Source organism: Desulfuromonas soudanensis, from assembly GCF_001278055.1.
Taxonomy (GTDB): domain Bacteria; phylum Desulfobacterota; class Desulfuromonadia; order Desulfuromonadales; family WTL; genus Deferrimonas; species Deferrimonas soudanensis.
In genome coordinates this window covers 1,678,195-1,702,146 of the sequence record NZ_CP010802.1, presented here as the reverse complement: position 1 = coordinate 1,702,146, position 23,952 = coordinate 1,678,195, and the positions used below count along the sequence as shown (strand labels likewise).

Annotated in this window: 33 protein-coding genes; 27 read left to right on the top strand and 6 right to left on the bottom strand. The window is 55.4% G+C overall.

Features of this window, described 5'->3' with window-relative positions:
• Nucleotides 1-35 precede the first annotated feature (35 nt).
• The 9 genes from DSOUD_RS17785 (at nt 36) to DSOUD_RS07635 (ending at nt 6,503) form a co-directional block, all read left to right on the top strand.
• Complete coding sequence (locus tag DSOUD_RS17785) at nt 36-1,091, top strand: DNA cytosine methyltransferase (RefSeq protein WP_082351134.1); 1,056 nt, start codon at nt 36-38, stop codon at nt 1,089-1,091.
• Complete coding sequence (locus DSOUD_RS18410) at nt 1,088-2,146, top strand: hypothetical protein (RefSeq protein WP_157671797.1); 1,059 nt, start codon at nt 1,088-1,090, stop codon at nt 2,144-2,146. Before DSOUD_RS17785 ends, DSOUD_RS18410 begins: the two co-directional genes overlap by 4 nt.
• A gap of 192 nt (nt 2,147-2,338) precedes the next feature.
• Nucleotides 2,339-2,629 carry a nucleotidyltransferase family protein gene (locus DSOUD_RS07660; RefSeq protein ID WP_053550457.1) on the top strand — a complete coding sequence of 97 codons (291 nt, stop codon included), beginning with the start codon at nt 2,339-2,341 and terminating at the stop codon, nt 2,627-2,629.
• Nucleotides 2,630-2,785: 156 nt separating this feature from the next.
• Entirely contained in the window at nt 2,786-3,070 is a 285-nt protein-coding gene (locus DSOUD_RS07655) for a DUF2442 domain-containing protein (RefSeq protein WP_053550456.1), read from the top strand.
• 44 nt (nt 3,071-3,114) lie between these two features.
• Nucleotides 3,115-3,450, top strand: coding sequence for a hypothetical protein (locus DSOUD_RS07650; RefSeq protein WP_053550455.1), 336 nt, complete (start codon nt 3,115-3,117; stop codon nt 3,448-3,450).
• A gap of 150 nt (nt 3,451-3,600) precedes the next feature.
• Nucleotides 3,601-4,224 carry an outer membrane protein gene (locus tag DSOUD_RS07645; protein WP_053550454.1) on the top strand — a complete coding sequence of 208 codons (624 nt, stop codon included), beginning with the start codon at nt 3,601-3,603 and terminating at the stop codon, nt 4,222-4,224.
• 168 nt (nt 4,225-4,392) lie between these two features.
• Nucleotides 4,393-4,941 carry a cysteine hydrolase family protein gene (locus DSOUD_RS07640; protein WP_053550453.1) on the top strand — a complete coding sequence of 183 codons (549 nt, stop codon included), beginning with the start codon at nt 4,393-4,395 and terminating at the stop codon, nt 4,939-4,941.
• 79 nt (nt 4,942-5,020) lie between these two features.
• Nucleotides 5,021-5,815: an NERD domain-containing protein gene (locus tag DSOUD_RS17780; protein WP_082351133.1), complete on the top strand. Its 795-nt coding sequence runs from the start codon at nt 5,021-5,023 to the stop codon at nt 5,813-5,815.
• Between the two features lie 241 nt (nt 5,816-6,056).
• Entirely contained in the window at nt 6,057-6,503 is a 447-nt protein-coding gene (locus DSOUD_RS07635; RefSeq protein WP_053550452.1) for an SRPBCC family protein, read from the top strand.
• A 518-nt stretch (nt 6,504-7,021) separates the two neighbouring features.
• Here DSOUD_RS07635 and DSOUD_RS07630 read toward each other — a convergent pair.
• The gene (locus DSOUD_RS07630) at nt 7,022-7,828 is read right to left on the bottom strand and encodes a C-GCAxxG-C-C family (seleno)protein (RefSeq protein ID WP_082351132.1); all 807 of its coding nucleotides are present in this window, start codon (nt 7,826-7,828) and stop codon (nt 7,022-7,024) included.
• Nucleotides 7,829-8,362: 534 nt separating this feature from the next.
• Between DSOUD_RS07630 and pnuC the strand changes: the two genes are divergently transcribed.
• The 3 genes from pnuC (at nt 8,363) to DSOUD_RS07615 (ending at nt 10,726) form a co-directional block, all read left to right on the top strand.
• The gene (gene pnuC, locus DSOUD_RS07625; protein ID WP_053550450.1) at nt 8,363-9,055 is read left to right on the top strand and encodes a nicotinamide riboside transporter PnuC; all 693 of its coding nucleotides are present in this window, start codon (nt 8,363-8,365) and stop codon (nt 9,053-9,055) included.
• Nucleotides 9,056-9,066: 11 nt separating this feature from the next.
• The gene (locus DSOUD_RS07620; RefSeq protein ID WP_053550449.1) at nt 9,067-10,083 is read left to right on the top strand and encodes an AAA family ATPase; all 1,017 of its coding nucleotides are present in this window, start codon (nt 9,067-9,069) and stop codon (nt 10,081-10,083) included.
• Between the two features lie 121 nt (nt 10,084-10,204).
• Nucleotides 10,205-10,726, top strand: coding sequence for a hypothetical protein (locus DSOUD_RS07615; protein WP_053550448.1), 522 nt, complete (start codon nt 10,205-10,207; stop codon nt 10,724-10,726).
• Nucleotides 10,727-11,062: 336 nt separating this feature from the next.
• Here DSOUD_RS07615 and DSOUD_RS07610 read toward each other — a convergent pair whose 3' ends face one another.
• Nucleotides 11,063-11,278: a phospholipase D-like domain-containing protein gene (locus DSOUD_RS07610; RefSeq protein WP_053550447.1), complete on the bottom strand. Its 216-nt coding sequence runs from the start codon at nt 11,276-11,278 to the stop codon at nt 11,063-11,065.
• Nucleotides 11,279-11,314: 36 nt separating this feature from the next.
• Complete coding sequence (locus DSOUD_RS07605; RefSeq protein ID WP_053550446.1) at nt 11,315-12,532, bottom strand: permease; 1,218 nt, start codon at nt 12,530-12,532, stop codon at nt 11,315-11,317.
• 472 nt (nt 12,533-13,004) lie between these two features.
• Here DSOUD_RS07605 and DSOUD_RS07600 point away from each other — a divergent pair, with 472 nt between their 5' ends.
• Together DSOUD_RS07600 and DSOUD_RS07595 are read left to right on the top strand one after the other, a co-directional pair.
• Nucleotides 13,005-13,289 (top strand): type II toxin-antitoxin system Phd/YefM family antitoxin, encoded by a 285-nt coding sequence (locus DSOUD_RS07600; RefSeq protein ID WP_053550445.1) that lies wholly within the window; start codon nt 13,005-13,007, stop codon nt 13,287-13,289.
• Nucleotides 13,286-13,660, top strand: a complete 375-nt coding sequence (locus DSOUD_RS07595; RefSeq protein ID WP_053550444.1) for a type II toxin-antitoxin system RelE/ParE family toxin — start codon at nt 13,286-13,288, stop codon at nt 13,658-13,660. The genes DSOUD_RS07600 and DSOUD_RS07595 overlap by 4 nt, the downstream gene beginning before the upstream one ends.
• Nucleotides 13,661-13,765: 105 nt before the next feature.
• Here the strand turns inward: DSOUD_RS07595 and DSOUD_RS07590 are convergent, their stop codons facing one another.
• Nucleotides 13,766-14,272, bottom strand: a complete 507-nt coding sequence (locus DSOUD_RS07590; RefSeq protein WP_053550443.1) for an SRPBCC family protein — start codon at nt 14,270-14,272, stop codon at nt 13,766-13,768.
• Nucleotides 14,273-14,593: 321 nt separating this feature from the next.
• On the opposite strand from DSOUD_RS07590, the gene DSOUD_RS07585 reads away from it, so the two are divergent.
• From DSOUD_RS07585 to DSOUD_RS07570, 4 genes are all read left to right on the top strand, one after another.
• Nucleotides 14,594-14,782: a hypothetical protein gene (locus DSOUD_RS07585; protein ID WP_053550442.1), complete on the top strand. Its 189-nt coding sequence runs from the start codon at nt 14,594-14,596 to the stop codon at nt 14,780-14,782.
• A 164-nt stretch (nt 14,783-14,946) separates the two neighbouring features.
• Entirely contained in the window at nt 14,947-15,723 is a 777-nt protein-coding gene (locus DSOUD_RS07580) for an amidohydrolase family protein (protein WP_053550441.1), read from the top strand.
• A gap of 126 nt (nt 15,724-15,849) precedes the next feature.
• On the top strand, nt 15,850-16,794 hold the full coding sequence (locus tag DSOUD_RS07575) for a DUF2157 domain-containing protein (protein WP_053550440.1): 945 nt from the start codon (nt 15,850-15,852) through the stop codon (nt 16,792-16,794).
• Nucleotides 16,791-17,990 (top strand): hypothetical protein, encoded by a 1,200-nt coding sequence (locus DSOUD_RS07570; protein ID WP_053550439.1) that lies wholly within the window; start codon nt 16,791-16,793, stop codon nt 17,988-17,990. The genes DSOUD_RS07575 and DSOUD_RS07570 overlap by 4 nt, the downstream gene beginning before the upstream one ends.
• A 113-nt stretch (nt 17,991-18,103) precedes the next feature.
• Here the strand turns inward: DSOUD_RS07570 and DSOUD_RS07565 are convergent, their stop codons facing one another.
• Complete coding sequence (locus DSOUD_RS07565) at nt 18,104-18,475, bottom strand: pyridoxamine 5'-phosphate oxidase family protein (RefSeq protein ID WP_053550438.1); 372 nt, start codon at nt 18,473-18,475, stop codon at nt 18,104-18,106.
• 172 nt (nt 18,476-18,647) lie between these two features.
• On the opposite strand from DSOUD_RS07565, the gene DSOUD_RS07560 reads away from it, so the two are divergent.
• The 3 genes from DSOUD_RS07560 (at nt 18,648) to DSOUD_RS07550 (ending at nt 19,905) form a co-directional block, all read left to right on the top strand.
• Nucleotides 18,648-19,181: a SelL-related redox protein gene (locus DSOUD_RS07560; RefSeq protein WP_241392852.1), complete on the top strand. Its 534-nt coding sequence runs from the start codon at nt 18,648-18,650 to the stop codon at nt 19,179-19,181.
• Nucleotides 19,182-19,301: 120 nt separating this feature from the next.
• Nucleotides 19,302-19,580: a hypothetical protein gene (locus tag DSOUD_RS07555; RefSeq protein ID WP_053550436.1), complete on the top strand. Its 279-nt coding sequence runs from the start codon at nt 19,302-19,304 to the stop codon at nt 19,578-19,580.
• A complete protein-coding gene (locus DSOUD_RS07550; RefSeq protein ID WP_053550435.1) occupies nt 19,549-19,905 on the top strand; it encodes a helix-turn-helix domain-containing protein in 357 nt (118 codons plus the stop codon). The genes DSOUD_RS07555 and DSOUD_RS07550 overlap by 32 nt, the downstream gene beginning before the upstream one ends.
• A 217-nt stretch (nt 19,906-20,122) precedes the next feature.
• Here DSOUD_RS07550 and DSOUD_RS07545 read toward each other — a convergent pair whose 3' ends face one another.
• Nucleotides 20,123-21,148: a ParM/StbA family protein gene (locus tag DSOUD_RS07545; protein WP_053550434.1), complete on the bottom strand. Its 1,026-nt coding sequence runs from the start codon at nt 21,146-21,148 to the stop codon at nt 20,123-20,125.
• A gap of 311 nt (nt 21,149-21,459) precedes the next feature.
• Here DSOUD_RS07545 and DSOUD_RS07540 point away from each other — a divergent pair, with 311 nt between their 5' ends.
• The 6 genes from DSOUD_RS07540 to DSOUD_RS07515 all read left to right on the top strand — a co-directional run bounded on the left by DSOUD_RS07540 (nt 21,460) and on the right by DSOUD_RS07515 (nt 23,951).
• The gene (locus DSOUD_RS07540) at nt 21,460-21,702 is read left to right on the top strand and encodes a DUF6868 family protein (protein WP_053550433.1); all 243 of its coding nucleotides are present in this window, start codon (nt 21,460-21,462) and stop codon (nt 21,700-21,702) included.
• Between the two features lie 112 nt (nt 21,703-21,814).
• Nucleotides 21,815-22,255, top strand: a complete 441-nt coding sequence (locus DSOUD_RS07535) for a heme-binding domain-containing protein (protein WP_053550432.1) — start codon at nt 21,815-21,817, stop codon at nt 22,253-22,255.
• 107 nt (nt 22,256-22,362) lie between these two features.
• The gene (locus tag DSOUD_RS07530) at nt 22,363-22,704 is read left to right on the top strand and encodes a zinc ribbon domain-containing protein YjdM (protein ID WP_053550431.1); all 342 of its coding nucleotides are present in this window, start codon (nt 22,363-22,365) and stop codon (nt 22,702-22,704) included.
• A gap of 164 nt (nt 22,705-22,868) precedes the next feature.
• Entirely contained in the window at nt 22,869-23,078 is a 210-nt protein-coding gene (locus DSOUD_RS07525; protein ID WP_053550430.1) for a YgaP family membrane protein, read from the top strand.
• Nucleotides 23,079-23,194: 116 nt separating this feature from the next.
• A complete protein-coding gene (locus tag DSOUD_RS07520; protein WP_053550429.1) occupies nt 23,195-23,599 on the top strand; it encodes a GFA family protein in 405 nt (134 codons plus the stop codon).
• 97 nt (nt 23,600-23,696) lie between these two features.
• The gene (locus DSOUD_RS07515) at nt 23,697-23,951 is read left to right on the top strand and encodes a DUF2164 domain-containing protein (protein ID WP_053550428.1); all 255 of its coding nucleotides are present in this window, start codon (nt 23,697-23,699) and stop codon (nt 23,949-23,951) included.
• The last annotated feature ends 1 nt before the right edge of the window (nt 23,952 follow it).

Sequence of the window (23,952 nt, the reverse complement as noted above, 5' to 3'; positions counted from 1 at the left end):
CTTTTGAAAGCAACAATCGGTTTTGGGGTACTAAAATGCATATAATAGACTTATTTTCCGGACCAGGAGGCCTCTCTCTTGGCCTTCGACGTGCTGGCTTAAAGGTACTCGCAAACGTAGAAATTAATCGCGATGCAATGACGACCTATACTTCTCATGACTCTGACGCTATTCACTTCAATGAAGATGTTAGACGAATATCTTTTTCTCCATTTCGTGGTAAGGTCGATATTGTTGTTGGCGGACCGCCATGCCAGCCATTTTCAATTGGAGGTTTGCAGAAGGGGAAGGCCGATAAGCGTGACATGATACCTGAGTTTATCCGGTGCCTAGAAGAGGTTCAACCAGAAGCTTTTCTTATGGAAAATGTCCCAGGTCTGATATTCAAAAAAGCTCGCCCATATTTTGATGACGTCTTAGTAAGGCTGGCGGATTGTGGCTATCAGCTCAATTGGGCAGTGTTAAATTCAGCTGATTACGGCGTACCGCAAAAAAGAAAACGTCTCATCGTGCTGGGAGCTCGTAATCGTCAATTAAAATTCCCGATGCCTTCCCATGGGCCAGAAACGAAACATTTACACATAAAAGCTTTAGACATACTGGGTGACAACCCGATTGGTGACCAACCTAATTGCCCAGTTAAATATGCAAAATACCCTGATCTGCGCCTTAGCCCTTATGCAGGTCATATATATAATGGCGGCGGTCGCCCAATCGACCCTGACGGGCCATGCCACACAATTTTAGCTTCGTCAGGTGGATATAAAACTCATTGGCTCGACACTGCGAATATTGCGCCAGCATATCACGCACACCTTCGAGCAGGCGGCGCACCATGGGAAGGTGCTGTTCCTGGGGCTAGACGACTCAGTGTAGAAGAGTGCGCATTAATTCAAACTTTCCCGCAAGACTTAAATTTTTCAGGTAAGCGGTCGGCACAATATAAACAAGTCGGTGATGCGGTCCCACCTGAGCTTGCTTTCGCCGTAGGGAAGGCTTTAATCGCGCAATTGAATGGGCACTCAAATACTGGTGAATTTATCGAAAAAATAAAAGGTGTTAACGCTATACAGGATGAGATGATTCTATGAGAAATGAAAATATAGAAAAATCAGTTCATTTATTAATTAGTCTTATTGACAGAATTTCTCATGGTGAATCATTAGGTTCGCCTGCACCAATATCAATAAGAAATATTTTTGACAATAATGTAGACCAACAAGGTGGAAGTTTAAGGCTCGCTTGCGCCTTTCTTGCAGTATATTCAATAGTAGACAAAACATGGGATTTCAAATCAGTACCCACGGGTGTGCGCGGCAGATACGGCGACAAGTTACTGGCAAGCGAGTTGACTTTCCGGAATATAACATTCCATAAGAACATAACTGCATTCGGCGAAAATCTTGGTTGGAAAGGTGCTGTGCGGCAATTTGACCTTACCAAAGACTCAAGGTTTTCAGATTTTCTAATAAGATTAAAGGCTACCACTCCAAGCCAACGGAAAGAATTAGTCGACCACATTGCTTGGCGATTGCAATCTTCAAGAGTTATTCAACAAGCTCTGCCACCTCTCCCGGCAAGTTACTTATCCTATGCGCGAAGCCTTAGTCTTTGTGAGAAGTTAATAGCCATTCCATCTGAGGGGCACATACAACAGTTTCTGGTTGCGGCTTTCATCGAGATACATAGGAGACGTTTTGGGCATCGAGTTGTAACCCACCATCCGCATGCATCAGATAAATTTGATGGGACCAAAGGTGACATTGAAGAATTTAGGGATTATGAATTAATAGCTGCATATGAGGTCACTGTCCGCAATGACTGGAAAAACAGACTTACTGATTTTGGATCAAAAGTATCTGATGGCAAACTACATAAATACGTAATTTTTGCTGCAAATGTCCGTAGTGATTCAGATTTACATCCGGCAACCAAGTTAATTAAATTTGTCAATAGGTTGTCGTTTGACTTAGCGGTGGTCGATCTTTCAGACTTCTTCTCTGTCTTTTGTGCCGAACTGCATCGTGAAGAGATCGGAGAGGCCCTCAATCGTGCATATGAGTTGCTTACGGAACCACGTTTATGTGGCCGTGATGATTTTATAAAAAAATTTCTTGCCGTTACCGATGCCTGGCTTGAAAGTTAAAGGGGGCATGCCCAGGGAGATGGTGCTATTTGGGATTAGCATCAGTGTCCTCGCCACGCCTGCGGGTATAGTGAGTGCGCGTAGGTTGAAAATCACGAAAGGCCTCCCCCGGGAGGCCTTTCGCTTTTGTGCTTTGGGGCCGGAAAATGAGATGATATAAAGAAAGCCAGTTCCCACTCATCGGAGTGTCCTATGAACCGAGCACAAATCATTCAAAGACTCAGCGAACACAAAGAAGAACTTGACGCCTTCGGTGTCCGTTCCCTTTCCCTGTTCGGTTCGGTCGTCCGGGGCGAAGAACGGCCAGACAGCGATATCGACATCCTGGTCGAATTCGAGCGGGTTGGTGGCCTGTTCGAATTCGTTCGGTTGAAAAACTACCTCGAAAAAACCCTCGGCCAGTCGGTCGACCTGGTCACTCCGGATGCGCTCAAACCACAACTGCGTGAGAAAATTCTTCGGGAATCGGTGCATGCCGTCTAGAGACTGGCGATTCAGAATCCAGGACATTCTGGAGTGGATGGAGAGGATTGCCGACTACACGGCAGGGATGACCCTTGATACAGGTTGAGAAATCAGCCGTCCCTTTTTCATTCAAGAATTGCTGGAGGATTTGTGCACCAGGAGGGAGTTTCGGTTATGCCGACAATCACAGTTGTCCGTGTCATACCTCGGGAAAATTATCATCTGGAAATCGAGTTCAGTACGGGAGAGGTACGTCTGTTTGATGTTCGACCCTATCTGGACAAGGGAGTTTTTCGCCAACTGAAGGATCAGGCCCTGTTCGAGCGGGCCTATGTAGCCTGCGACACGGTCTGCTGGCCGAACGATCTGGATATTGCACCGGAGACTCTTTATGTCAAATCGGTACCGAGTTCAAGTGCGGTTCATGAGAAACCGGAAAATTACGAGAAGCATTCCTAGTTTTCCAAGGCAGTTGAAAAAGGAGCATAGAAGCTGAGGGAACGATGATAAACAAGCCCCTGGAATCCGACTGGAAGACCTTCCGCAAGCGCGTCCCGGAGTGGCGGGAACGCTATCTCGCCAGGCAGAACCAGCTGATCGCCGCCCTGTTCGCCGAGGGGAAGAAAACGCCGACCGAGCAGTTCTGGGAAGCGGAAAAGAAAATCAAAGGCGTGGCCCGGATTCTGGTCGACTGCCTCGACGGTCATTCCCGGTCGAAAATGGAAATGTACCTGTGCCTGATGGTTCGGCACAAGATGATCGGGGCTGACGATTTGGAGGAGTTCAGTGGGGAGATGAAGGTGCGGATTCTGCTGATTGTTGGGCCTATTTCCGGATAGATGAAAAGTACTCGGAACATGGTGGGGGAGGCAATTCCCCATTAGTCAAGCTTGCCCCCTGAGCGTTCCTTTTACTGGCCCTTAAACTTGGCAATTTGGAAGCCTGTTGCCTGACCCTGTTGCCTTTCCCTAAATATTCTGGAGAGACCTATGAAAAAAATCAGATTTACCCTTGTGCTGACCCTTGCACTGTTGTCGTTAGCGCCCTGCGCGGCCATGGCTAAAGGATGGTACGCCGGCGTCGCAGGCGGGGTAAGTCGGATAGACGACCTCTCTGTCTCTACCCAGACAACTATCCAGCATGACGACGGAATGGCACTAGCCGTCAACGGTGGTTACGACTTCGGATGGTTCCGGCTCGATCTCGAAGCGATACAGTACAAAAATGATGTCGGTCAGGTGCTCCTGAATTCGTCTTCGGTTGATGGTAGCGGCGAAGTGACAATGAAAAATCTTGTCCTCAATGCCTGTTTTGAATATGAAATCCTCCATACCGTAACACCCTGGTTGGGGCTCGGGATTGGTGTCGGCCGGATCGAATTTGACAATGTTCAGGCCCCCGTTGTCGGGCGGATTCTCGATGATATTGACTCTGGAGCACTTCTGAAATTACAGCTCGGCACCTCGGTTCGTCTCGGAGAGCATCTGCTGGGAACGGTCAGTTATGAACGGACCTCTATTGGAATGGAATTCTCCAGATCCTCTTCTGCTGAAGTCGTTGAGGATAATTTTGTTGGCCAGGTCTACCTTTTGGGCGTTCGGTACCTGTTTTGAACGGAAGGTTGATGATTAGGTAAAGGTGCCCAGGGACGTGCCCACGTTGTTTAATTGTTTAATACGTCCTCACCAACAGATGAGCCCTCAAGAGAGAACCTTTCCCAAGGCAAGGAGCTTCCCTTTTTAGACCCCGCTCAACCCAAATTTTCTATTCCGGAGGTTCCCGTGGCCCAGGCACTGTTGATCATCGACATCCAGAACGACTACTTTCCCGGCGGGGCGATGGAGCTCAGCGACAGCCTCGCGGCTGGAGGGAAGGCCGAGGAGCTCCTCGGCGCCTTCCGCGCCAGGGATCTGCCGATCATCCACATTCAGCATCTCAATACGAGGCCCGGCGCAACCTTCTTTCTCCCGGAGACCCCCGGAGCCGAAATCCATCCCTGCGTCGCCCCGACAGAGGGTGAGCCGATCTTTACCAAGCACTTCCCCAACAGTTTCCGCGACACCCCCCTCCTTCCCTACTTGGAGGAAAACGGGATAACGGCCCTGGTCATCGCGGGGATGATGACCCACATGTGCGTCGACACGACGGTGCGAGCCGCCTTCGACCTCGGCCTCTCGTGCACCCTCGCCCACGACGCCTGTGCCACCCGCGACCTCGCCTTCGCCGAACAAAGGGTCGCCGCCGAACAGGTCCAGACCGCCTACCTTGCGGCCCTCGGCTCACTCTTTGCCGAGGTAGTGACCGCCGGCGACATCATCGCCCGTCTCTAGGGAATGTCCCGGCGGACGTTGTTGCTTGATCGCTTAGAAATCCGTCCTCAGGCCGATGTTAAAATAGAAAGGCTCAAGGATGATATTCTTTATACTAATTATTATTATTGCTGTTTTAATGAAATCACCCTGGTTCAAGGGTGTGATGGGTGAGTTTATTGTAAATGTTGCAGCAAAGTTGATGCTTGATAAAAATGAGTATCATCTTATAAAGAACGTCACGATGCCAACGGAGGACGGAACTACTCAAATTGATCATGTCATTGTTTCAAAATACGGCATTTTTGTTGTTGAAACCAAAAATATGAAGGGATGGATTTTTGGTGGTCCCAATCAGAGTACATGGACACAACAAATTTTTAAATATAAGAGTAAATTTCAAAATCCATTGCGTCAAAATTACAAGCATGTGAAAACCTTGCAATCACTCCTGGGCTTAAGTGAGAACCAAATACATTCACTGATTGTTTTTGTTGGTGAAAGTACATTTAAAACAAATATGCCTGAAAACGTTACTCATGGTATCGGTTATATTAAATTTATAAAATCAAAGACTAGGCTTGTTTTGCCTGTTGAAAACGTGAGAGAGATAGTTAACAAGATTGAGGCGGGCAGACTGACTCCTTCAATCAAAACAAATAGAGACCATATAAAGCATGTAAAGACTATTAATAATGAAAAACATAATAATACTAAAGATATGTCTGCGACACCCAAATATAATACTGCAAATCCAGTTATAGCCGCTAATACCTGCAAGGCATGCGGTAGCGAATTGAAAATAAGAGAGAAGAAGTCCGGTGATGATATTGGAAAGAAATACTGGGTATGTATCAAATTCCCTGAATGTCGAAATGTAGTGCCATATTCCTGAATCAGGGTCGTTAACGGGGCCGTGTCTCCATTCTTCACTATATGAAGAATGGAGACCCGCCCCCTGAGACGACCCGCCCCCTGAGACGACCCATGCACTCAGGCAGCTCTTGGGCCCCGAGGACGCAATCGGGAAGCGGGACTGCCAGCAATGGACGCCGGTATGGGGTAAAATGTTGGTGAATGGGGTGAACAACCCACACCCGACCCCCTCCCCGCTGCAAGGTAAAGGAGGTTTGACCATGCCCAAAGGAACCGTCCGACTTCACCGCGTCCTCCGGGCCAGCCCGGAACGCGTCTACCGTGCCTTTCTCGATGCCGACTCCATGGCCAAGTGGCTTCCGCCTTACGGATTCACCTGCAGGGTGCACCACCTGGATGCCAAAGTCGGCGGAACCTACAAAATGTCATTCACCAACTTCTCGTCCGGCCAGGGGCATTCCTTCGGCGGCGTGTACCGTGAACTGTTGCCCAACGAGCGCATCCGCTACACGGACAGCTTCGACGATCCGAACCTCCCCGGCGAGATGGAGACGACCGTGACCTTGAAACCCGTGTCGTGCGGAACCGAGGTGAACATCGTGCAGGAGGGGCTCCCGGAAGCGATTCCGGTGGAGATGTGCTATCTCGGATGGCAGGAATCCCTCGCCCAGCTTGCGACGCTCGTCGAGCCGGTGATTCCGGAGTGACGATTTGACGCTCGAGTCTGGTGAGGTCAGTTACTGGATTGCTTTTGGTGAGTTCGATGTCCTCGGACAAAAACCGGACACCAAAACCGGAGCAGATCTATTTTCCACTAATGAGCGACAAATACTTCTGTCCCGGAGAAAATGACGGACACTTCCCCATTTATAATTTTGCAATAAACTCAGGCGATGCATAACTTCCTGCCAACGGGAAAAAACGCGCATGGACTATCATCGGGGGATTTGGTACTTGTCGGAGTTGTACGAATCGAGACAACTTGGAACAAGGACTTATCAACCTGGAAGCCTTACCCATGCCCCAATTATTTTGCAATTCGGAAGATTCGGCTACGAGGATCTCGCCAAGCTTCGCGTCTTGTGAACAGGACCTGACGGCTATCAGCAACGATATCGCCGCCAACCCGGCGCGCTGAGACACGATAAATCGCAAAATAAAGTCCGGCTGGAGGAACCCTCCGGCCGGACTTTGCTGTCACAACGGGATCTGTTCTGGCGTGCGCTTACGACTTGCCCCGATGCCCGCCCGCCGGAATCTTCTTGATGCCGGTATGACAGACCGTGCAGTCTTCGTTGCCGCGGGTAAACTGGCCGGCGGCGTAATCCGTCCCGGTATAGTGACAGGAGACGCAGACGGTCTTGCTGGCCGGCGTCGGCAAGCCGAGGCGGCCGTTGTTCAGCATCTCGACGGTCTTGGCAGCGACGTCGCCGGCCAGCCGAGCGCAACGCTCGGAGCGCTCCGGCGAGCCGCTGGCCATGCCGGAAGCGAGACACCAATTGGTGACGGAGTTGTGGCAGAGGGTGGTCCTGGCGAGACTTTGCGGCAAAATCCCGGTCGGGGCCACGATGTTGCTCGGCAGCAGGGTCTCGGTGTACCAGGTCAACAGGTCGCTGATGAAGCCATTGGCATCCGCCGGGGTGCAGATCAGGCCCACCGCCGCGCAGGCGCCGTTAAGCGCCCCGCAAAAGCTGGCAAAACCGGCGACGCCGCTGGCCGCCCAGTCCATCATCCCCGGCGGAATATTGGCGTAGGGGCCATAGGGATCGAGGGCCTTCAGTTGACTGGTGATGGCGTTGAAGGAGGCGAAGCCGCAATGGGCGTGTTTGACGCCGTCGATAATGATCCCCTTGTAGCCGTCGTAGCCGAGTTGCCGGGTCGTCTCCACGTCCAGCGGAATGTATCCGAAAGGTTGGGTGACTGCGGCTTCGGCCTCTTTGGCTCCGGTCAAGGCGACGCCGCCGACCAATGCGGCCCCGGCGATGACGCCGACGCCCGTCTTCAAAAACTCCCTGCGCGATGGTTCTGACATGTTGTCCTCCTGTGGTTGAAGGGCCTGACTTCATCCCATTTCCCAATAGCGGCCAATTCTTGATCCCATCAATCAAGTACCGCTATTTTTTTCCTGAGCAATGATGATGCCAGCGGGAGTAACCACCCGATATTAATCTTTTTTCGGCCAATCAGCCGCATTTTCCACCAACAATTAATCTTTACTTAAAGTCGAATTGACACAAAATGCTTCTCGCACCCGCGGAAAGACGCGAGCCCGCGATGTCCCAACGGACCCAATGCAGCAAAGAGAAGACCAAAACCCACTTGGTCAGCGGATGATGATCTTTATTGAGGCAAATTCCAGTGGCATCGGACGGTTGACTCGGCTATGCTTCGGGCGAAGCACAGGGGGATGACGCTAGCGCTTAGACATCCAGCTCGCAACAAAGGGTCGGTGCCTGGGGTCAGACCAGGCCAGCTAGAATAGCATCAGTGCCGGGTCTGCACATTGACAGCGAAGATGCCTGTCAATGTGTAGACCCGGTACCCATTTCCTCGTATAGAGTCAATAATGGCAAAACAAAAATCACCATATGATCTCATCGATATTTCTTGGCTGACTGCCCTTGGTTTGGTCGGGGCTGTTCTGTGCGGATTTCTTTCTGAAACCATTTTCGACGCGAGTATTTTCTTCTCGGGGATTCTCTGCGTTGGCCTGATCGCTATCGGTCGTCGCGAAGGGTATCTGTTCGGTTTGTACAACAGTATCTCTTACGCAATCCTCGCTTACACAAACGGCCTTTTTGGTGAGGTGTATCTCAACATCCTGTTCTTTTTGCCTACTGGAGTCATCGGATATCTGATGTGGGTTCGGCATCCCTCGGACAATCATGCTGTCCGGATGCGGAGTCTGTCGGGGAAGGGTCGGACCGTTATCGCAGTCATCTGCATGTTGAGCATGTTCGGGCTGGGCAAGTTGCTGGCCTTGAATCCGGGCCAGAATACGCCGTATGTCGATGCGAGCACCAATGTGCTATCCATCCTCGCGACATTTCTGATGATGTGGCGCTATAAGGAACAGTGGCTGCTCTATATCCTGTTGAATGTCCTATCGGTCATCATGTGGTTTTTGCGCTTCCAGGCCGGAGGAAATTCAGGAGACCTGATGGTTTTAATGTGGTCGCTCTTTCTGGTGAATGCAATGTTTGGGTACTGGCGCTGGCATGTCGGCGCAAGCGCTGACAGTCCACCGATTGCCGCCTAAAAGGGACCTGTATGCGGCGTGGATTGACGCTGGGGAAATATGCACCCTTCCACAAGGGACACCAGATGGTCATCGAAACCGCGCTGGCGGAGGTCGATGAACTGATCGTGATGATTTATGATTCGGACCTGATCGAGGTTCCGTTGCCGGTGCGGGCCGACTGGATAAAGTCACTGTATCCAGCCGTGACGGTCATTGAAGCCTGGGATGGTCCCGACGGCTACGGTGACACGCCGGAAATCATGCGCGTCCAGGAAAGCTATATCCTCAAGAAGCTGAACGGTCTTCCGATCACCCACTTTTACTCCAGCGAATTTTACGGCGACCATGTCAGCCGTGCCCTCAATGCCATCGACCGGAGGGTGGATGAACCGCGGCGAAAGGTTCCGATTAGTGGAACGCAACTGCGCGCCGATTATTATTCTGGCCGGGCTTTTCTTTCCGACACGGTATATGCGGACCTTATCGTCAAGGCCTGTTTCCTGGGGGCACCATCGACGGGAAAGACGACCCTGACCAGCGCCCTGGCCGAGCGTTACGACACGCAATGGATGCCTGAATACGGGGGCGAATATTGGTTACAAAACCATGTGGATCGGCGCATTACGCTGGAGCAGTTTGAAGAAATCGCTCCTGAGCACAACCGGCGCGAAGATGCGCTGGTGGCATTGAGTCGTCGGTATCTTTTCTGCGACACGTCCCCGATAACGACCTATGTGTTTGCCAAGGATTATCATGGTTGCGCCGGTCCGATGTTGACCATACTTGCCCGGGAAGCTGAAAAACGCTACGACCTGTATTTTCTTTGTGACACTGACATTCCGTATGCCGAAACTTGGGACCGGAGCGGGGATCAGAAACGGCAGTGGTTTCAGAAGCAGATCATCGGGGACCTGGCAGAGCGGCGTATCCCGTATTTCGTCCTGCGAGGCGATCTCGAAAGCCGGATCCGACAAGTCGAGAATGTACTAAAACAGTTCCGGAAGTTCGGGAATATTACAAATATCCGTCACGACCCGTTAGTATAATCCGGCCGAGGTCACATCTTGAAAATCAACTTTGCCCACCGAATAACCTGAAAATATCCAAAAATTTGAGATTCAAGATTTGACCCTGCACGTGACTATAAATTCAAAGGGAGGATGACCGGTGAGGTGTCCGAAGTGTGGTTTTGATTTTCAAGAGACCGGGGCTGTGGCATGTCCGAAGTGCGGCGTAGTCTTTGCCAAGGTGCAGAGAGTCGCAGCGGCGGAAGCTGCCTTCAAGCAACGAACAGCAGCTGAAATATCGATATGCGAGGGCATTCAAAAAGAGATGGAACGGGATGAAAAGATCCGCTTCAGACTGAGCTTCGGTCCGGATCCGGAATACGCTCGAGACGAAGCAGCCTACCCCGTCACCCTCTATCTCTCGGGGGCATTCGCCTTCTTGGCCGCATTCACGACCATCACCGAGATCATGGGTCTGGTCCATTTCTACCAATGGGGCAAACTGATCTTCGACCCGAGGGAAATGTTCTTCTTCATGTTTTCCCTCGCGGTTGCTTCGGCCGGTTCTGTTTCGATGCTTCTCGCGATATCCGAAGGTCTTAGGATGGCTCGTGACGTAGCGAATAATTCCCGGGCGACAAGGGAATATTCGAGAATGATCACTGTGAAAAGAAAGGAATGACGAAGGGGGCGGGAAAAAGCAACGACCAAAATGCCTCAGAATTATCTGAATGGACTAACCAAACGGGACACTAGTAGTCCGTTCTGCTAATAACATATCAACTATGCGCTGGCCAGTTCGTCTATTTTGTATCGCCAGCGAAATATGACCGGCTCTCTGTTGAACTCTTCGATTCCAAGGTAAATACGATCGACCAACTCCTGCTTGGAATCGTGCAGTAAATAGGCTCAGTTAACGGGGTCGTGTCTCCATTCTTCATTATATGAAGAATGGAGACACGACCCCTGAAACCTTGCCCGACCCCTGAAACCTTGCCCCCTGCATTTCCTGCACCAGTCAATCCAGGAACTGACCCAAAGTCTCCTGATCTCCGTCTTCTCCCCGGCGCAGACGAATCCGGCTGTCAACATCCCAACCAAGGATATAAATGGCCTGCCGGGCAAATTCGCAAGCTCCGGCGACGACTCGATAGTAGATCGCACAATCGACCAGAACAGCGATCCGGTTCGTTCCGGAAAACCGGTAGCAGTTTTCGCCTTCACGAAAATACACTGTGAGGCTCCTTTCCTGATTCCATCGCTTTACTGGTCATCCTGCCCCGCCGACCATAACCTGGGCCGCCAGCCCACCGGCAAGGAGAGCTATGAACAGATAGACGATTACTCTTTTCAGCGTCAGTCCGCCTTGGTGATCCATCCCACCCTTGACGTGCTCCTTAAGGTGACGGCGGTGTAGATAGATCAGTCCGCCTGTGACGGCGGCGAATCCCAGATTGAGCCAGAAGGTGTAATCCATCTTGAACTGGGCGACGTCAGAAACCGCGCGGGCGCTCTCCGGGGTGATGCCCATAAAAGCGAATAAGTAATGCAGGATCAAGGTGGTAGCGACGATGGAGATGTACATGACGCCGGCGATATAGAGCGCCAGCCGCCAGCCGTAATACTTGGCGTTGACCGCCACCAGCGGCGGCACCATCAGATCGGAGTAGATAAAACCCATGATACCGGCGAACAGCACGCCGTTGGCATTGAGTACGGTGGCCAGCGGAATGTTTCCCATCGAACCGATAAACGTAAGGGCGGCGACAAACGGTGCCACCAGGGCGTTTTCCAAAACCCGCAACCATTCCGGCATCGTCCCTGCCGCATTGATGAGAAAGATTTTCGCCCACAGGCTACCTGGCACGAAGACCGCCATAAAACCGGCGATGGTGAAGCCGATAAGGATCTCTTCCCAGACCATCTTCCATTCCATGACAAATTTATGCCCCACCAGATGCCACCCCATGCGACTGCGGATGCGCTTTTTCCAGTCGAAGTCGTCCTCAAAATCTGACGATTCATCGAGCTTTTTCTTGGCCGCAGTAACCCACTTTTCAGGGTAGGTCAGGTGAATCAGCAGGCTGCTGATGGCGACGAGCATAAGCCCGCCGACAACTTCCGCCGCGAGAAACTGCCAGCCGAGAAAGATCAGAATGAGAATCCCCAGCTCGATCACCAGATTGGTGGATGCGAACATGAAGGCGACCGCCGCCACGAAATGCGCTCCCTTCTGGAACAAGGAGCGCGCTGTTGCCAGGGCGGCGAAGGAACATGAAGAAGATATTGCGCCGAACAAAGTCGACAAAGAAAGGCTTTTGAAATCGAGAGAACCCATGTACGGGGTCAAGCGCCGCTTTGAGACGAAAGCCTGGATCATGGCGCTGACGAAATATCCCAGCACAAAGGCCCAACCGGCTTTCCAGAAGAACCCGAAGGCCGTTTTGGCGGCTTCGGCGTAATGAGACCAGAAATTTTCGACATTCATTATAGCTCCGTCCCTTGAAATTGTTTAAGATGTTTATCAAATCAATTTAGATAGTTAGATCTTAGCAAAGACCGTTGAATCCGCAAACGCCGCCGGGTCAGGTTCTTTTGGGCCTGGGGGACACCCATAAGTATATGAGTTCCTCGGTCATTGCGCTCCCATCCGATGACTGGGCCGTCAGAAGATGGAAGCGGACACCTTTCGGACCAGGCGACCCCCCTCAATCCCCCCTACTTCGCAGGGGGGAGGCAAGACACGGGCGGGGGCAGGTTTCCAAGATTCCAACTTAGAACAAGGACTTATCAACTTGGAAGTCTGAACACTATGTCCTAATTTTGCAATAAACTCGGACAATGCTTAACATCCTGTCAACGTGAAAAAAGGCGCCTGAACGATCAGCGGGGGAATTGGTACTTGTCGGAGTTGCACGAATCGGTTAACGTATAAGTGCAACCCCAACCAAGGAGACGCCATGTCGATCACCAGCAAGGATATCGTCCCCCTCAAGGAGATGCGGTCCCGGCTGACGGAACTGGCCGAGGATGCCTGCCAGGGGCGAGAGAAGATCATCACCCGCAACGGCAAGGCTTACGTCGCCCTGATCTCCGCCCACCGCCTCGACTACTACCACCGCCTCGAACGCGAAAACATCCACCTCACCCTGCTGGAGGATGTGGCGCGCGGATGGGATGACGTGGAGTCGGGCGATCTGCTGTCGGTGGCCGAGCTCAAGTCGCGGTATGGCCGCGGCGAATGAAGCACGCCGCCGTTCGCGTCACCCGCCACTTTGTCGAAAACCTCGACGCCATCGAAGCTTTTCTGCACGAAGCCAACGCCGAACCCGAATTTGAAGCCCTGCTCGACGACCTGTTCAAAGAAGTCATCCCCGCCCTCGAACGGTTCCCCGACTTAGGGAGCGACTTCTTCCGCCGCCGACCATCCTCCCGCGAGGCCGCCGACCTGGCTGCGACCCTCCGGGCGCGACTCGGCAGCGGGACCACCCTGCGCGAACTGGTGCGCGGCGACTACCTGCTCCTCTACTCCCGGTGCGACCATGAACTCCATCTGCTCGCCATAAAGCACCACCGGCAGCTTTCCTTCGATTTCTCTGAGTTTTGGGAATTTTGAAGAGTGGGAGGTCGAGAGAGGTCGTACCTTCCTTTTTGAAAACACCAAAGAACAATGCCGGTCGTCCACCAATCCAGGGTTTTGGAATTAACAGGAATGTTCGCCTCAATCCTTCGCCAACTCTTCAACCAGCTTGTCGAGGGACTCGCTCCAGCCAACCCGGCAGTTTTCTAATTCCTCGCCGGACGGCAGGCCGGCGTGCTTCAGGGTGAGCCTGGTCTGGCCGTCCAGGTCCTCGAAGGTTGCCGTCACCAGCATTTCCAGGGGATAGTCGGCACTCATGCCGTAGTGGGTGGACGGAACGACGTTGCCCTGCTCGTCCGCGAAGGAATCGGTGAAGACCAGCCGCTTCGGCGGCACGATTTCCCGGTAGACACCGGTGCTCCAGTAGTCCTGCCCCTCGGGGGAGCGCATGCAGTTGAAATAGGCGCCGCCCGGACGCAGATCGATCCTGCAGACCGGGCACGTAAAGCCTTTCGGACCCCACCAGCGCATGCACCGCTCGGGCTCGGTCCAGGCCGTCCACAGGCGTTGGCGCGGCGCATCGAAGACGCGCGTGATCACGAGGTCCTTTCCTGCCGGCGCCGTGGCCGGACTCTTTCCCGCAGCCATGATCCTTCTCCTTTTCATGTCGTTTGCACAGCCGTGGTATTCCCGCCAGCCTCCCGGGTCCTTGCCCGATCATTCGTCCAGGATGTCCACCGGAGTACAGGCTCGGTCGGTTTCGGCAAGCCTCCCGTTTCACTCTATCCCCATTTCACGACCATTCAAGCGGAGAGCCGGCCTTCGATTTATCTCTTGAATATTCCTGCCATCCGGGGATAATCGGATTAGCGGTCCACCCATGATTTCGCAAGCGTTGCCTGACGTCCCCTTCAAACTGCCCCCCCTTGGATTGTCCGGACAAGCGCTCTTCTGAAAGGAACGATACAGATGAATACCGCAAAGGATGAGGTCAGAGAACTATTGGACAAACTTCCTGAAAACTGTTCCCTGGAAGATGTGCAATATCACCTGTACGTCATTGAAAAGATCAAACATGGCCTTCAGGTTGCGGAAGAACAGGGCACGCTGACGCAGGAAGAGGCGGAGGCGCGCCTGAAAAAATGGCTCATCGAGTAGTTTGGTCGCCCCAAGCCTTGGCCGACGTTGAGGCCATTGCCGAATATATTGAGAAAGACTCCCCGGGGCGTAGTGACGATTGTCGCCGTTGTTCATGGCAAGAGACTGCTGGAGACAAAAGGCGAGGCAGAGAGTTAGTTGACTTTCCCCCGGGATGAACTTTTATGACCGACAGAAAAACCCCCTCCTGCAAAGTTTTCGACAGCCACTTCCACATCATCGATGCCCGCTTTCCCCTCGTCCCCAACCAGGGTTACCTCCCCGACAACTTCAGCTGCGACGACTACCTCCGTGCTGCAGGCAGCTTCAAGCTGGCCGGAGGAGCGGTCGTCTCCGGGTCTTTTCAGGCCTTCGACCAGGGCTACCTGTTGGCTGCCCTGGCGCAGCTCGGCCCCGCTTTCGTCGGTGTCACCCAACTGCCGGCCTCCGTCTCCGATGAGGAAATCCTGCGCCTCGATGCGGCGGGGGTGCGGGCCGTCCGCTTCAATCTCAAACGCGGCGGGTCGGAAGGGGTCGATAAACTGGAGAACTTCGCCCGGCGCGTGTTCGAGGTCGCCGGCTGGCATGCGGAGCTGTACGTCGACTCCCGGGACCTGCCCGACCTCTTCGAGACCCTGGCCGCCCTGCCGGCCCTCAGCATCGACCACCTGGGGCTTTCGAAGGCCGGCTTCCCCACCCTGCTGCGCCTGGTCGAGAGGGGGGCCCGGATCAAGGCCACCGGCTTCGGACGGGTCGATTTCGACGTCAAGGAGGCCCTTCGCGCCATCTGCGCGGCCAATCCCGGGGCACTGCTCTTCGGCACCGACCTCCCCTCCACCCGGGCGCCGCGCCCCTACAGCGACGACGACCTGCTGCTGGTGTGGGATGTATTGGGGGAGGACCTGGCGGAGAAGGTCCTGCACGACAACGCCGTCGCCTTCTACCGGCCCGGAGGGGATTGACGCTGCCTGCCAACTGGGGGAAGTTATCAGAGTCAATACGTATGACGATGATGCTTCCGGCATCCATAGAACAGAAAACCTGGTTCCAAAAGCCAAACGACAGAAAATGACCAGAGGAGGCAAGGTGTGCAAGAGGCACTGAACGACCTTGAGGGGAGCGGGATTCTGAACCCCTCCCAGACCAAGCTGCTGCGCCGGATCTACGGCCGGGAACTCTTTTCCGTGCACTGGGAGCTGCGCCTCCTGCTCTACGCGGGGATCCTGACCCTGACCACCGGCCTCGGCCTCCTGATCGCCAAGTACTTCGCCTCCATCGGCCACCTCGCCCTTCTCTCGGCCATTGCCCTGGGGTGCGCGGGGTGTTTCGCCTACTGCCTGCGCCGCGGCGGCGGCTTCTCGCCGGAAAGACGGCCGGCGCCCGACGCCGCCTACGATTACGTCCTCCTCCTCGGGTGCCTCCTCCTCGGAACCCTTCAGGGGTACCTGGAACTCCGCTACCAGCTCCTGGCCCAATACTGGAACCTGTGGCTCCTCGGCTCCGCCCTCCTCTATCTTCTGGCCGCCCACTACTTCGACAACCGCCTCGTCCTCTCCCTGGCTCTTTCCACCCTCGGCGCCTGGCTCGGCGTGAAGACGAGTCTCCTTGGAGCCGGTTTCTGGGACACCGCCCTGCGTGAGAACGCCCTCGTCTTCGGTGCCCTGATCGTTGCGGCGGGAGCGATCCAGACCCGGCTCGGGTGGAAACGCCACTTTCTCCCCGTTCACCTCCACCTCGGCGTCAACGTCCTCCTCGCCGCCCTCGTCTCGGGGGTCGGCTCCCGGGGTGCCGGACCTGCCTTTTTCGCCGGACTCCTTGTGGTCGGCTTCTGCAGCGCCCTCTACGCCCAGCGGACGCGAAGCTTCGCCTTCCTCCTTTACGCCGTCCTTTACGGCTACCTGGGGGTGACGATCTTCGTTCTCGACAACAGCCGCTGGGACATTGAAGGGTTCATCCTTTACTTCCTGGTCACCGCGGCGGCCCTGGTGACGGCTCTGGTCGCCTTTCACCGCCGCTTCCGGAGCGCCGAATGATCGCCCCCTACGAGATGGGGGAGCGCCGGGTGGCGGTGACGGAGGAGTCCCGGCGCTGGAAAGAGGCCGGACTGATCTCCCCGGAGCAGGCCCTGGGCGTGGCAAAGCGCTACCGGCCGGAGCTGGTCCGGGTGAACCTTTTCATCCGCATCCTTCTGGCCCTCTTCACCGCCCTGGGGGTGGTGGCACTCATAGCGCTCCCGGCCGTGATTCTGGAAGTCGAGGAGCTGGGGATGACCCTCCTCTTCCTGATCTTCGCCCCGGCCTGCGCCTGGGTCGCCGATCGCAAGCTCATCCACGATCGCCGCCTCTACCGCTGCGGCGCCGAAGAGGCGCTGCTCTTGCTGGCGGTCTCCTTTTTTTCCCTGGCGGTGGCCATCCCGGTGATCGACGGGGGGGCGGAGAGGCTCGGATGGCTGGCCGCCCACGGAATCCTCCTTGCCGGCGCCAGTCTCCTCGCCCTCCGCTACGGATACGCCCTGGCGGCCCTGGGGGGCATGGTCGCCCTATCCGCCCTCCCCTTCCACCTCGCCGACGCGCTGCACTGGCAGCAGCCGAACCTGGCCCGGGTCGTCCTCTTTCTCCTTCTGTTTGCGACAGGGAGCTGGTCCCACCTGCGCCTCCGTCACCGGGACAAGCTCCCCCGGGGCTCTCTCTGGTGCCTGGAGACCGTGCGCCTCGCAGCATTGGCCGGGATCTACCTGGACGTGAACCTCTTCGCCCACCGCCTTATGTGGCGGGAGTGGCTCGGATGGTCGCCCGGGGCGCATGAAGTGCCCTGGACCGACCCCCTGTGCGCGGTGCTCACCGCCCTCATCCCCCTGGCGGCCCTGGCCCTGGGAATCGTCCGCCGGAACCGCGCCCTCCTCTGGTTCGCCGTCCTCTCCGGGATCGCCTCCATCCTCACCCTCAAATACTACGTTCACTTCGGGCACCTGGCCGAAGAGCTGACGGCCGCCGGGCTCTTCCTGACCGGGCTGGCCTTTGTCCTGATGCGCTGGCTGGGCTCCGGATTCGACGGGCGCCGGGGAGCCTTCACCGCCGAGCCCCTCCTCGAGCCGTGTCTCTACGGCCTCGATGCCGAGGCCCTGGCGGCGATCCAGCCCCTGGCTCCCGGGACAAGAGGACCGGAGGCCGAGGGTTTCCGCCCCGGTGGCGGCAGCTTCGGCGGCGGCGGCGCGACGGGGGGCTATTGAGGCCGCAGAAAATGCAAAGGGGCCAGCCGCGGACAGAAGACATCTCCTCTGTCCGCGGCTGACCCCAATGGTTTATCCGGAGAAAGATGATCTTTTCCCCCGAATCCTTTAAACTACCAGGTCTGAGTCACTGATTCGGGGGTCACGGCCAGGGTGGCTCGCAACCAGCTGAACTTGGACTTGAGCAGATCGTAATCCGGTCCGGAGGTAATGAATCGAGCCTTCCCCTTGATCAAAAAGCCGGCGCCCGGTCCGTGCAAACCCTGAACTTTGCTGCTCCCCAGGGTCATTAACACCTCCGGGTTGAAGGCAATATTGGCCTCGGTATGCTGCATGTAACCGGCCGGAATCAGCAAACGGCCGTCGTCGGAGACGCGAATATAGCTGTTCCAGGTATTGACCAGATGCGGCCCATCCGGGCCTAATGTCGCGAGAGCGACCACACCATCCTGCTTCAGGACTTCCCGCAGTTTTTCTGTAATCATTGTTTCGACCTCCTCTTGTGTTGTGGTTGTACAGCCTCATTCTAGGATTGGAAGCGCTTATGTTCAACCTGAGCGGCAAGGCCCCTGTCCCATCATACATGCACGACCGGCCCCCGGGTTCCCTATTCTTCTTCCCCTTACGCGATCCGCAACCTGCCCAGGAGTCCCGACGATGAATAACCTCACCGGTCAACCAGCCATCCCTTTTGCCCTCTTCGACAGCAACGGCGTCGAACATCGTCTGGAAGACTACCGCGGCAGCTGGCTGCTCCTGATGTTCCACCGCCATCTCGGCTGACTCCCCTGCCGCGCGCACATCACGCAGTTGCGTGATCACGAAACCGATTTCGCCCGCCGCCGGATCAAGGTCGCCATCATCACCTTCGAGAACGACTTTTTCGCCCGCAGCTACGCCGCCGAGACCGACCTCGAATGGCCGTTGCTCATCGACGCCAATCGCGACCTCTACAGAGGCTACGACATACTCAGCGCGACCTTCTGGGATGTCTGGGGGCCGAGCACCTGGCGGGCGTACGCCAGGGAACTGCTCAAAGGCCAGAGACTCCACAAGGCGGAAGGGGACGTGATGCAGCGCGGCGGCGACGTCCTCATCGACCCGGAGGGCATCGTGCGCCTGCACCATGTCGGCGAAGGCCCTGCGGACCGCCCGGCGGTGGAAACCATTCTGGCGCTGGTCACCCCCTGAGTATCTGGGACGCCTACAAATATTCTGGGCCCTTCCCAAATTCCACTCATGTGAGGCATGGGAAATGCCCTAAATTTAACCTCACGACTTGACGATATACCCATGGAAGGGATATTCTGTATGGGGTGGATTGTAGTTTTCACCGGTAAATCACGTAAGCAAAAAGAAAAACTCCCGCACCGTGTCCGGGAACTCCTTTTCCAACTGGTTCGTGAAATCGAAGCTGGAGGCCCGGTGCGCGGCGACTGGCCCAACTACTCGAAACTCTCTGCGGACCTGCACCACTGTCATCTAAAAAAAGGGAAACCCACCTATGTGGCGGTGTGGCGCGAAGAACGAAACGAAATCAAACTGGTGGAGGTGATCTATGCCGGCACGCACGAAAAAGCTCCCTATTGACGAGATGATCACGGTGCAGTTGCGCGTTCACCGCCACAACGTACCGAAGATTAGGGAATACGCCGCCGCCATCGAGGCGGGGGAAGAGTACACCTACACCATCGCCGAGGTTTTTCCCGAATATCTCGGCAAGGAATTGCAGATCGCGCTGCGCGCCTACCGCACACGAGAGAACCTGACCCAGAAAGAACTTTCGGCACTGACAGGCATCCCGCAGCACCACATCAGTGAGATGGAAAACGGCAAACGCCCCATCGGCAAGGAGCGGGCGAGAAAGCTGGCCGAGGCGTTGGGGGTGGACGAATGGCGGATGTTGGTCAACTAAAAGACAGGATCATCTCCGGGTTTGACATTTTAACAGTCTCGCCGATTCTCTTCCCAAGGGACGGGAATGGAAAAGATTCAGGACACTTCTCCTGTTCCTTTCATATGAAGCACGGGAAGCGTCCCCCGTCTTCCCCCCCCGATTTTTCGGAAAAAAAAAAAAAGGGGGGAGCCGCTGTCGGCTCCCCCCTTTCGTTTGATATCGGTTAGGTACTTGGTCAGGTCGCGCTGCTCCCCCACTTGTAGCGGCCGTATTTCCAGTAGCCGCGCACGTTGCGAAAGCGCGGGTCTTTGGTCGACAACTCGGCGGGAATCAGTTCGCCGGTCAACTGCGGCTTGAGAAAGGGCTCGAGTACGCTCCCCCCGCCGCCGGTGATGATCATCGCATCCATGTCCCAGTCGTCGGCCCAGAGGCGGTCGACCTCGTTGGCCACGGCCGTGGCCAGCTGCTTGAAGACCTGGTCGGTGAGAGACTTGAGCTCGAACTCCTGGCCGCGGATCTTGATCGAGCCCCTCTCCACCGCCTCGTACAGACGGTAGAGCTCGATGTTGACGCCGCTCTTCTCGCGGAGCTTGGTGGCGATGATGTTGAAGCCGCGGGCGATCCCGGACTCGGTGGTGCGGCTGCCGCGCTCGCTGTAGCGCATCTTGTCCGAGACGGTATAGTCGCAGGTACGGAAACCGACGTCGATAACGCCGATCTTCTTCTGCAAAAAACTCCTGTCCTTGAGTTTGCCCTCCTCGGTCACCATGGTGTCGAAGAGGGAGCCGAAGGGCTGGGGGACCACCATCACCTTGTTGATGTTGATCGACTTCTCCTCGCGGGAGCCGTCGCGGCCGACCAGCGTCACCTTGTGCTGCCCGGTCAACAGGCGGGTGAAGGCCTCCTTGTGCTGGCGGTAATGGCCGATCGGCAGGCCGGTCACCAGGTTCACCGGGATGTGGGAAGTCGCCAGGCGGCTCAGGGCGGTGAGGGCCAGGACCCGGGCGAAGCGGCTGACGAACTGCCCCTGGTCGAGGGTGAAGAAACGGACGTTGCTCTGGCGCTCGGCCAGTTCGCCGACGAAGTGGGCGACCCCGTCGATCTCCACGTGAAGGAACTCGTCGTCCTGCGCCTCGGCGAGGAGCGTCTCGGTGTACTGAATCTCGGCCGCCTCGCCGAGAATCGATTTGAAGATGATCGTCTCCCGGTCCTTCACCGCCTTGGTGAAGCCGAACCCGATGTCGATGCCGATGATATCCACGCGTTTTTCTCCTGTTGCGGGGGATTGCTCCCCGCCCGATGGCCTCCCCTGCGCAGGAGTTTCCTCCGGCAGCGGCACATTTTCTCTCTTTTTCGGGAACAGCACCATGCTCTGTCAAAACCTCTGCGACGGTATCCATGGACCGCGACACCGGGGCCAATCCTACCATAATCGTCGCCAAAGGCCAGAGAATGTTGCCAATTCGGGCACCTTCCGTGGTCGGCTCTGATTAATATTTATAATATTTGCTGCCAGGTATAATATCCGCAGGTCCTGAAAATTTATTTGCAAACTTGGCAAGGGAGACAAATATGGATATCCGGACGCTCACCTCGTTCTTCCTGTGGTGCTCAATCATCAACGGCAGCATCCTGATTCTGTGGATCGGCTTTTGCGTGTTCGCCCCCGATCTCGTCTATCGCACGCAGAGGATCTGGTTTCCGATCCCCCGTGAGACCTTTGACGTGCTTATGTACGGGTTCCTCGGCCTGTTCAAGATTTTCTTCCTGACGTTCAATCTCGTTCCCTATCTGGCCCTGCTGATAATCGCTTGAACAGAACATCATTGGGTATGGACGCCAACCAAACAAAATTATCATCCAACTTCTTGCCCTTAATCCAAGCTCGGGTTAAAAATTGACACCTGCGGCCGGAAAGGAGAAAATGATGCCCCTGAACCGAAAAAAAATTCTCGTCCTCCTGGTCGTTCTCGTCGCCGCCATGCAGCTGGTCCCCATCGATCGCCGCAACCCGCCGGTCACCGCTGAAGTTGCAGGGGCCCGGGAGTTCCTTGCGATCCTGAAGCGCTCCTGCTTCGACTGCCACTCCAATGAGACCACCTGGCCCTGGTACAGTCGGATCGCGCCCGTCTCCTGGATGCTGGCCTACGATGTGTATGAGGGGCGGGAACATCTGAATTTCTCGCACTGGGGCGATTACCCCGGGGAGAAACAGGTTAAGCTGCGCAAGGAAATCAGGGAGGAAGTCGACGAGGGGGAGATGCCGCCATTTCAGTATTATCTGGTGCATCGGGAGGCGCGACTGGGCAATCAGGACAAGGAAATCATCAGGCGCTGGGCGACGGACGGAGAGACCCCGAGTCGATGAGGGTCGCCAGCAAATGATTTTAATTCAATATATTGACCGGATAAACACCCCATTTTTCGACCGCTGATCGACACCCCAACCAACCGGAAAAAAGGAAGCGCCATCCTATGAGCGATCTACCGAAATGCCCGCAGTGCGGCTCTGAATACACCTACGAAGACCGCAACCTCTTCATCTGCCCCGAATGCTCCCATGAATGGTCAGGTAGCGCTCCTGCTGCCGAGGCTGACGACGCCCTGTTGGTGCGCGACGCCCACGGCAATCAGCTTTCCGACGGCGACCTGGTCACGATGATCAAGGATCTCAAGGTCAAGGGATCGTCATCGGTGATCAAGGTCGGCACCAAGGTCCGCATCATCCGCCTGGTCGATGGGGACCACAACATCGACTGCAAGATCGACGGCATCGGCGCGATGATGCTGAAATCGGAGTTTGTCAAAAAGGCCTGAGTCCCTGAGCCTGCGGCCCGCCGCAAAAAAACCTTCCTTTTGGCTATGCCCCTCTGCACCTCCGACGGTTTCGTCACCGCGGTGCCACATAAGGTCAAAAGTGCTATATTGGAGACAGGAAGGAAAGATAAAAATCCTTCTTATCCAGAGAAAGGAGGTTCGCCATGACACTCAATGTCTGTTCAAAAACCGAACGCGTCATCCGGGCAATCATCGGAGTGGCAATACTGTCCCTCCTCTTTCTCCTCGAGACTCCGCTCAACTATTTCGGCCTGATAGGGCTCGTTCCCCTGGCAACGGCTGTCTTCAGATACTGTCCGATCAGCCACCTCCTCGGGGTCAACACCTGTCAGAGGAAAGAAATTCACGCCTGAGGCCGAGGACGTGCCGGCGCTGAAATCTTCCTGCGGCATCATCGCCGGGAGACCGCCGGCGCGCCCTTTTTCGTTGATGCCAAACGGGATGAGGACGCTGCAAAGGAGACCGGGCCATGACCAAAACATACACAGGGAGCTGCCACTGCGGAGCGGTCCGTTTTGAGGCGGACATCGACCTGAGCAAGGGAACGTTCAAGTGCAACTGCTCGATCTGCACCAAGTCGCGCAACTGGCTCGCCATGGTCAAGCCGGAGGCCTTCCGGCTGTTGAAAGGTGAAGCCGACCTGGCCGACTATCAATTCGGCCGCAAGGTCATCCATCACCTCTTCTGCCGCCACTGCGGCATTCACCCCTTCGGCTGGGCGGATTCGCCGGATTTCGGCGGCAAGGGCTACGCCGTCAATATCCTCTCCCTCGACGACGTGCCGGAGAAGGAGCTGGTCGACGCCCCCGTCACCTACACGGACGGCCGCAACGACAACTGGAAGGAGCCACCGACCGAGACGCGGTATCTTTAATTCAACGCTCGGTTAATCGGGACGGATAGCACGCCCCGAACACCTCAGAACGTTGGCAAACGGCCAGGGTCCCACTCTAAACAAAGGCAGCCGCTGGATGCAGATCGAACTGAATAAAGACAATCTCAAGATGCTGAAAAGGAAAATCCAGACGTACTTCCTGAAGGAGCATGAGGACTCCATCGGCGACCTGAAAGCCGAAATGATCATGGAATTTTTCATCCGCGAACTCGGCCCGCAAATCTACAACCAGGCCCTCAAAGATGCCCAAGCCTTTATGCAGGACAAACTTATCGACCTGGATGTGACCCTCTCAGTCCCGGAATATTATGACAAACCGAGCCGCACCTGAA

Excerpts from the sequence above, each read along its gene's own strand:
- DSOUD_RS17780 (WP_082351133.1), top strand. The coding sequence starts at position 5,021 with ATGATATTCTTTATACTAATTATTATTATTGCTGTTTTAATGAAATCA.
- DSOUD_RS07520 (WP_053550429.1), top strand. The coding sequence starts at position 23,195 with ATGACCAAAACATACACAGGGAGCTGCCACTGCGGAGCGGTCCGTTTT.
- DSOUD_RS07540 (WP_053550433.1), top strand. The coding sequence starts at position 21,460 with ATGGATATCCGGACGCTCACCTCGTTCTTCCTGTGGTGCTCAATCATC.
- DSOUD_RS07660 (WP_053550457.1), top strand. The coding sequence starts at position 2,339 with ATGAACCGAGCACAAATCATTCAAAGACTCAGCGAACACAAAGAAGAA.
- DSOUD_RS07555 (WP_053550436.1), top strand. The coding sequence starts at position 19,302 with ATGGGGTGGATTGTAGTTTTCACCGGTAAATCACGTAAGCAAAAAGAA.
- DSOUD_RS07580 (WP_053550441.1), top strand. The coding sequence starts at position 14,947 with ATGACCGACAGAAAAACCCCCTCCTGCAAAGTTTTCGACAGCCACTTC.
- DSOUD_RS07655 (WP_053550456.1), top strand. The coding sequence starts at position 2,786 with ATGCCGACAATCACAGTTGTCCGTGTCATACCTCGGGAAAATTATCAT.
- DSOUD_RS07595 (WP_053550444.1), top strand. The coding sequence starts at position 13,286 with ATGAAGCACGCCGCCGTTCGCGTCACCCGCCACTTTGTCGAAAACCTC.
- DSOUD_RS07565 (WP_053550438.1), bottom strand. The coding sequence starts at position 18,475 with ATGATTACAGAAAAACTGCGGGAAGTCCTGAAGCAGGATGGTGTGGTC.
- DSOUD_RS07635 (WP_053550452.1), top strand. The coding sequence starts at position 6,057 with ATGCCCAAAGGAACCGTCCGACTTCACCGCGTCCTCCGGGCCAGCCCG.
- DSOUD_RS07650 (WP_053550455.1), top strand. The coding sequence starts at position 3,115 with ATGATAAACAAGCCCCTGGAATCCGACTGGAAGACCTTCCGCAAGCGC.
- DSOUD_RS07645 (WP_053550454.1), top strand. The coding sequence starts at position 3,601 with ATGAAAAAAATCAGATTTACCCTTGTGCTGACCCTTGCACTGTTGTCG.
- DSOUD_RS07535 (WP_053550432.1), top strand. The coding sequence starts at position 21,815 with ATGCCCCTGAACCGAAAAAAAATTCTCGTCCTCCTGGTCGTTCTCGTC.
- DSOUD_RS07515 (WP_053550428.1), top strand. The coding sequence starts at position 23,697 with ATGCAGATCGAACTGAATAAAGACAATCTCAAGATGCTGAAAAGGAAA.
- DSOUD_RS17785 (WP_082351134.1), top strand. The coding sequence starts at position 36 with ATGCATATAATAGACTTATTTTCCGGACCAGGAGGCCTCTCTCTTGGC.
- pnuC (WP_053550450.1), top strand. The coding sequence starts at position 8,363 with ATGGCAAAACAAAAATCACCATATGATCTCATCGATATTTCTTGGCTG.
- DSOUD_RS07630 (WP_082351132.1), bottom strand. The coding sequence starts at position 7,828 with ATGTCAGAACCATCGCGCAGGGAGTTTTTGAAGACGGGCGTCGGCGTC.
- DSOUD_RS07590 (WP_053550443.1), bottom strand. The coding sequence starts at position 14,272 with ATGGCTGCGGGAAAGAGTCCGGCCACGGCGCCGGCAGGAAAGGACCTC.
- DSOUD_RS18410 (WP_157671797.1), top strand. The coding sequence starts at position 1,088 with ATGAGAAATGAAAATATAGAAAAATCAGTTCATTTATTAATTAGTCTT.
- DSOUD_RS07585 (WP_053550442.1), top strand. The coding sequence starts at position 14,594 with ATGAATACCGCAAAGGATGAGGTCAGAGAACTATTGGACAAACTTCCT.
- DSOUD_RS07530 (WP_053550431.1), top strand. The coding sequence starts at position 22,363 with ATGAGCGATCTACCGAAATGCCCGCAGTGCGGCTCTGAATACACCTAC.
- DSOUD_RS07600 (WP_053550445.1), top strand. The coding sequence starts at position 13,005 with ATGTCGATCACCAGCAAGGATATCGTCCCCCTCAAGGAGATGCGGTCC.
- DSOUD_RS07570 (WP_053550439.1), top strand. The coding sequence starts at position 16,791 with ATGATCGCCCCCTACGAGATGGGGGAGCGCCGGGTGGCGGTGACGGAG.
- DSOUD_RS07605 (WP_053550446.1), bottom strand. The coding sequence starts at position 12,532 with ATGAATGTCGAAAATTTCTGGTCTCATTACGCCGAAGCCGCCAAAACG.
- DSOUD_RS07525 (WP_053550430.1), top strand. The coding sequence starts at position 22,869 with ATGACACTCAATGTCTGTTCAAAAACCGAACGCGTCATCCGGGCAATC.
- DSOUD_RS07620 (WP_053550449.1), top strand. The coding sequence starts at position 9,067 with ATGCGGCGTGGATTGACGCTGGGGAAATATGCACCCTTCCACAAGGGA.
- DSOUD_RS07550 (WP_053550435.1), top strand. The coding sequence starts at position 19,549 with ATGCCGGCACGCACGAAAAAGCTCCCTATTGACGAGATGATCACGGTG.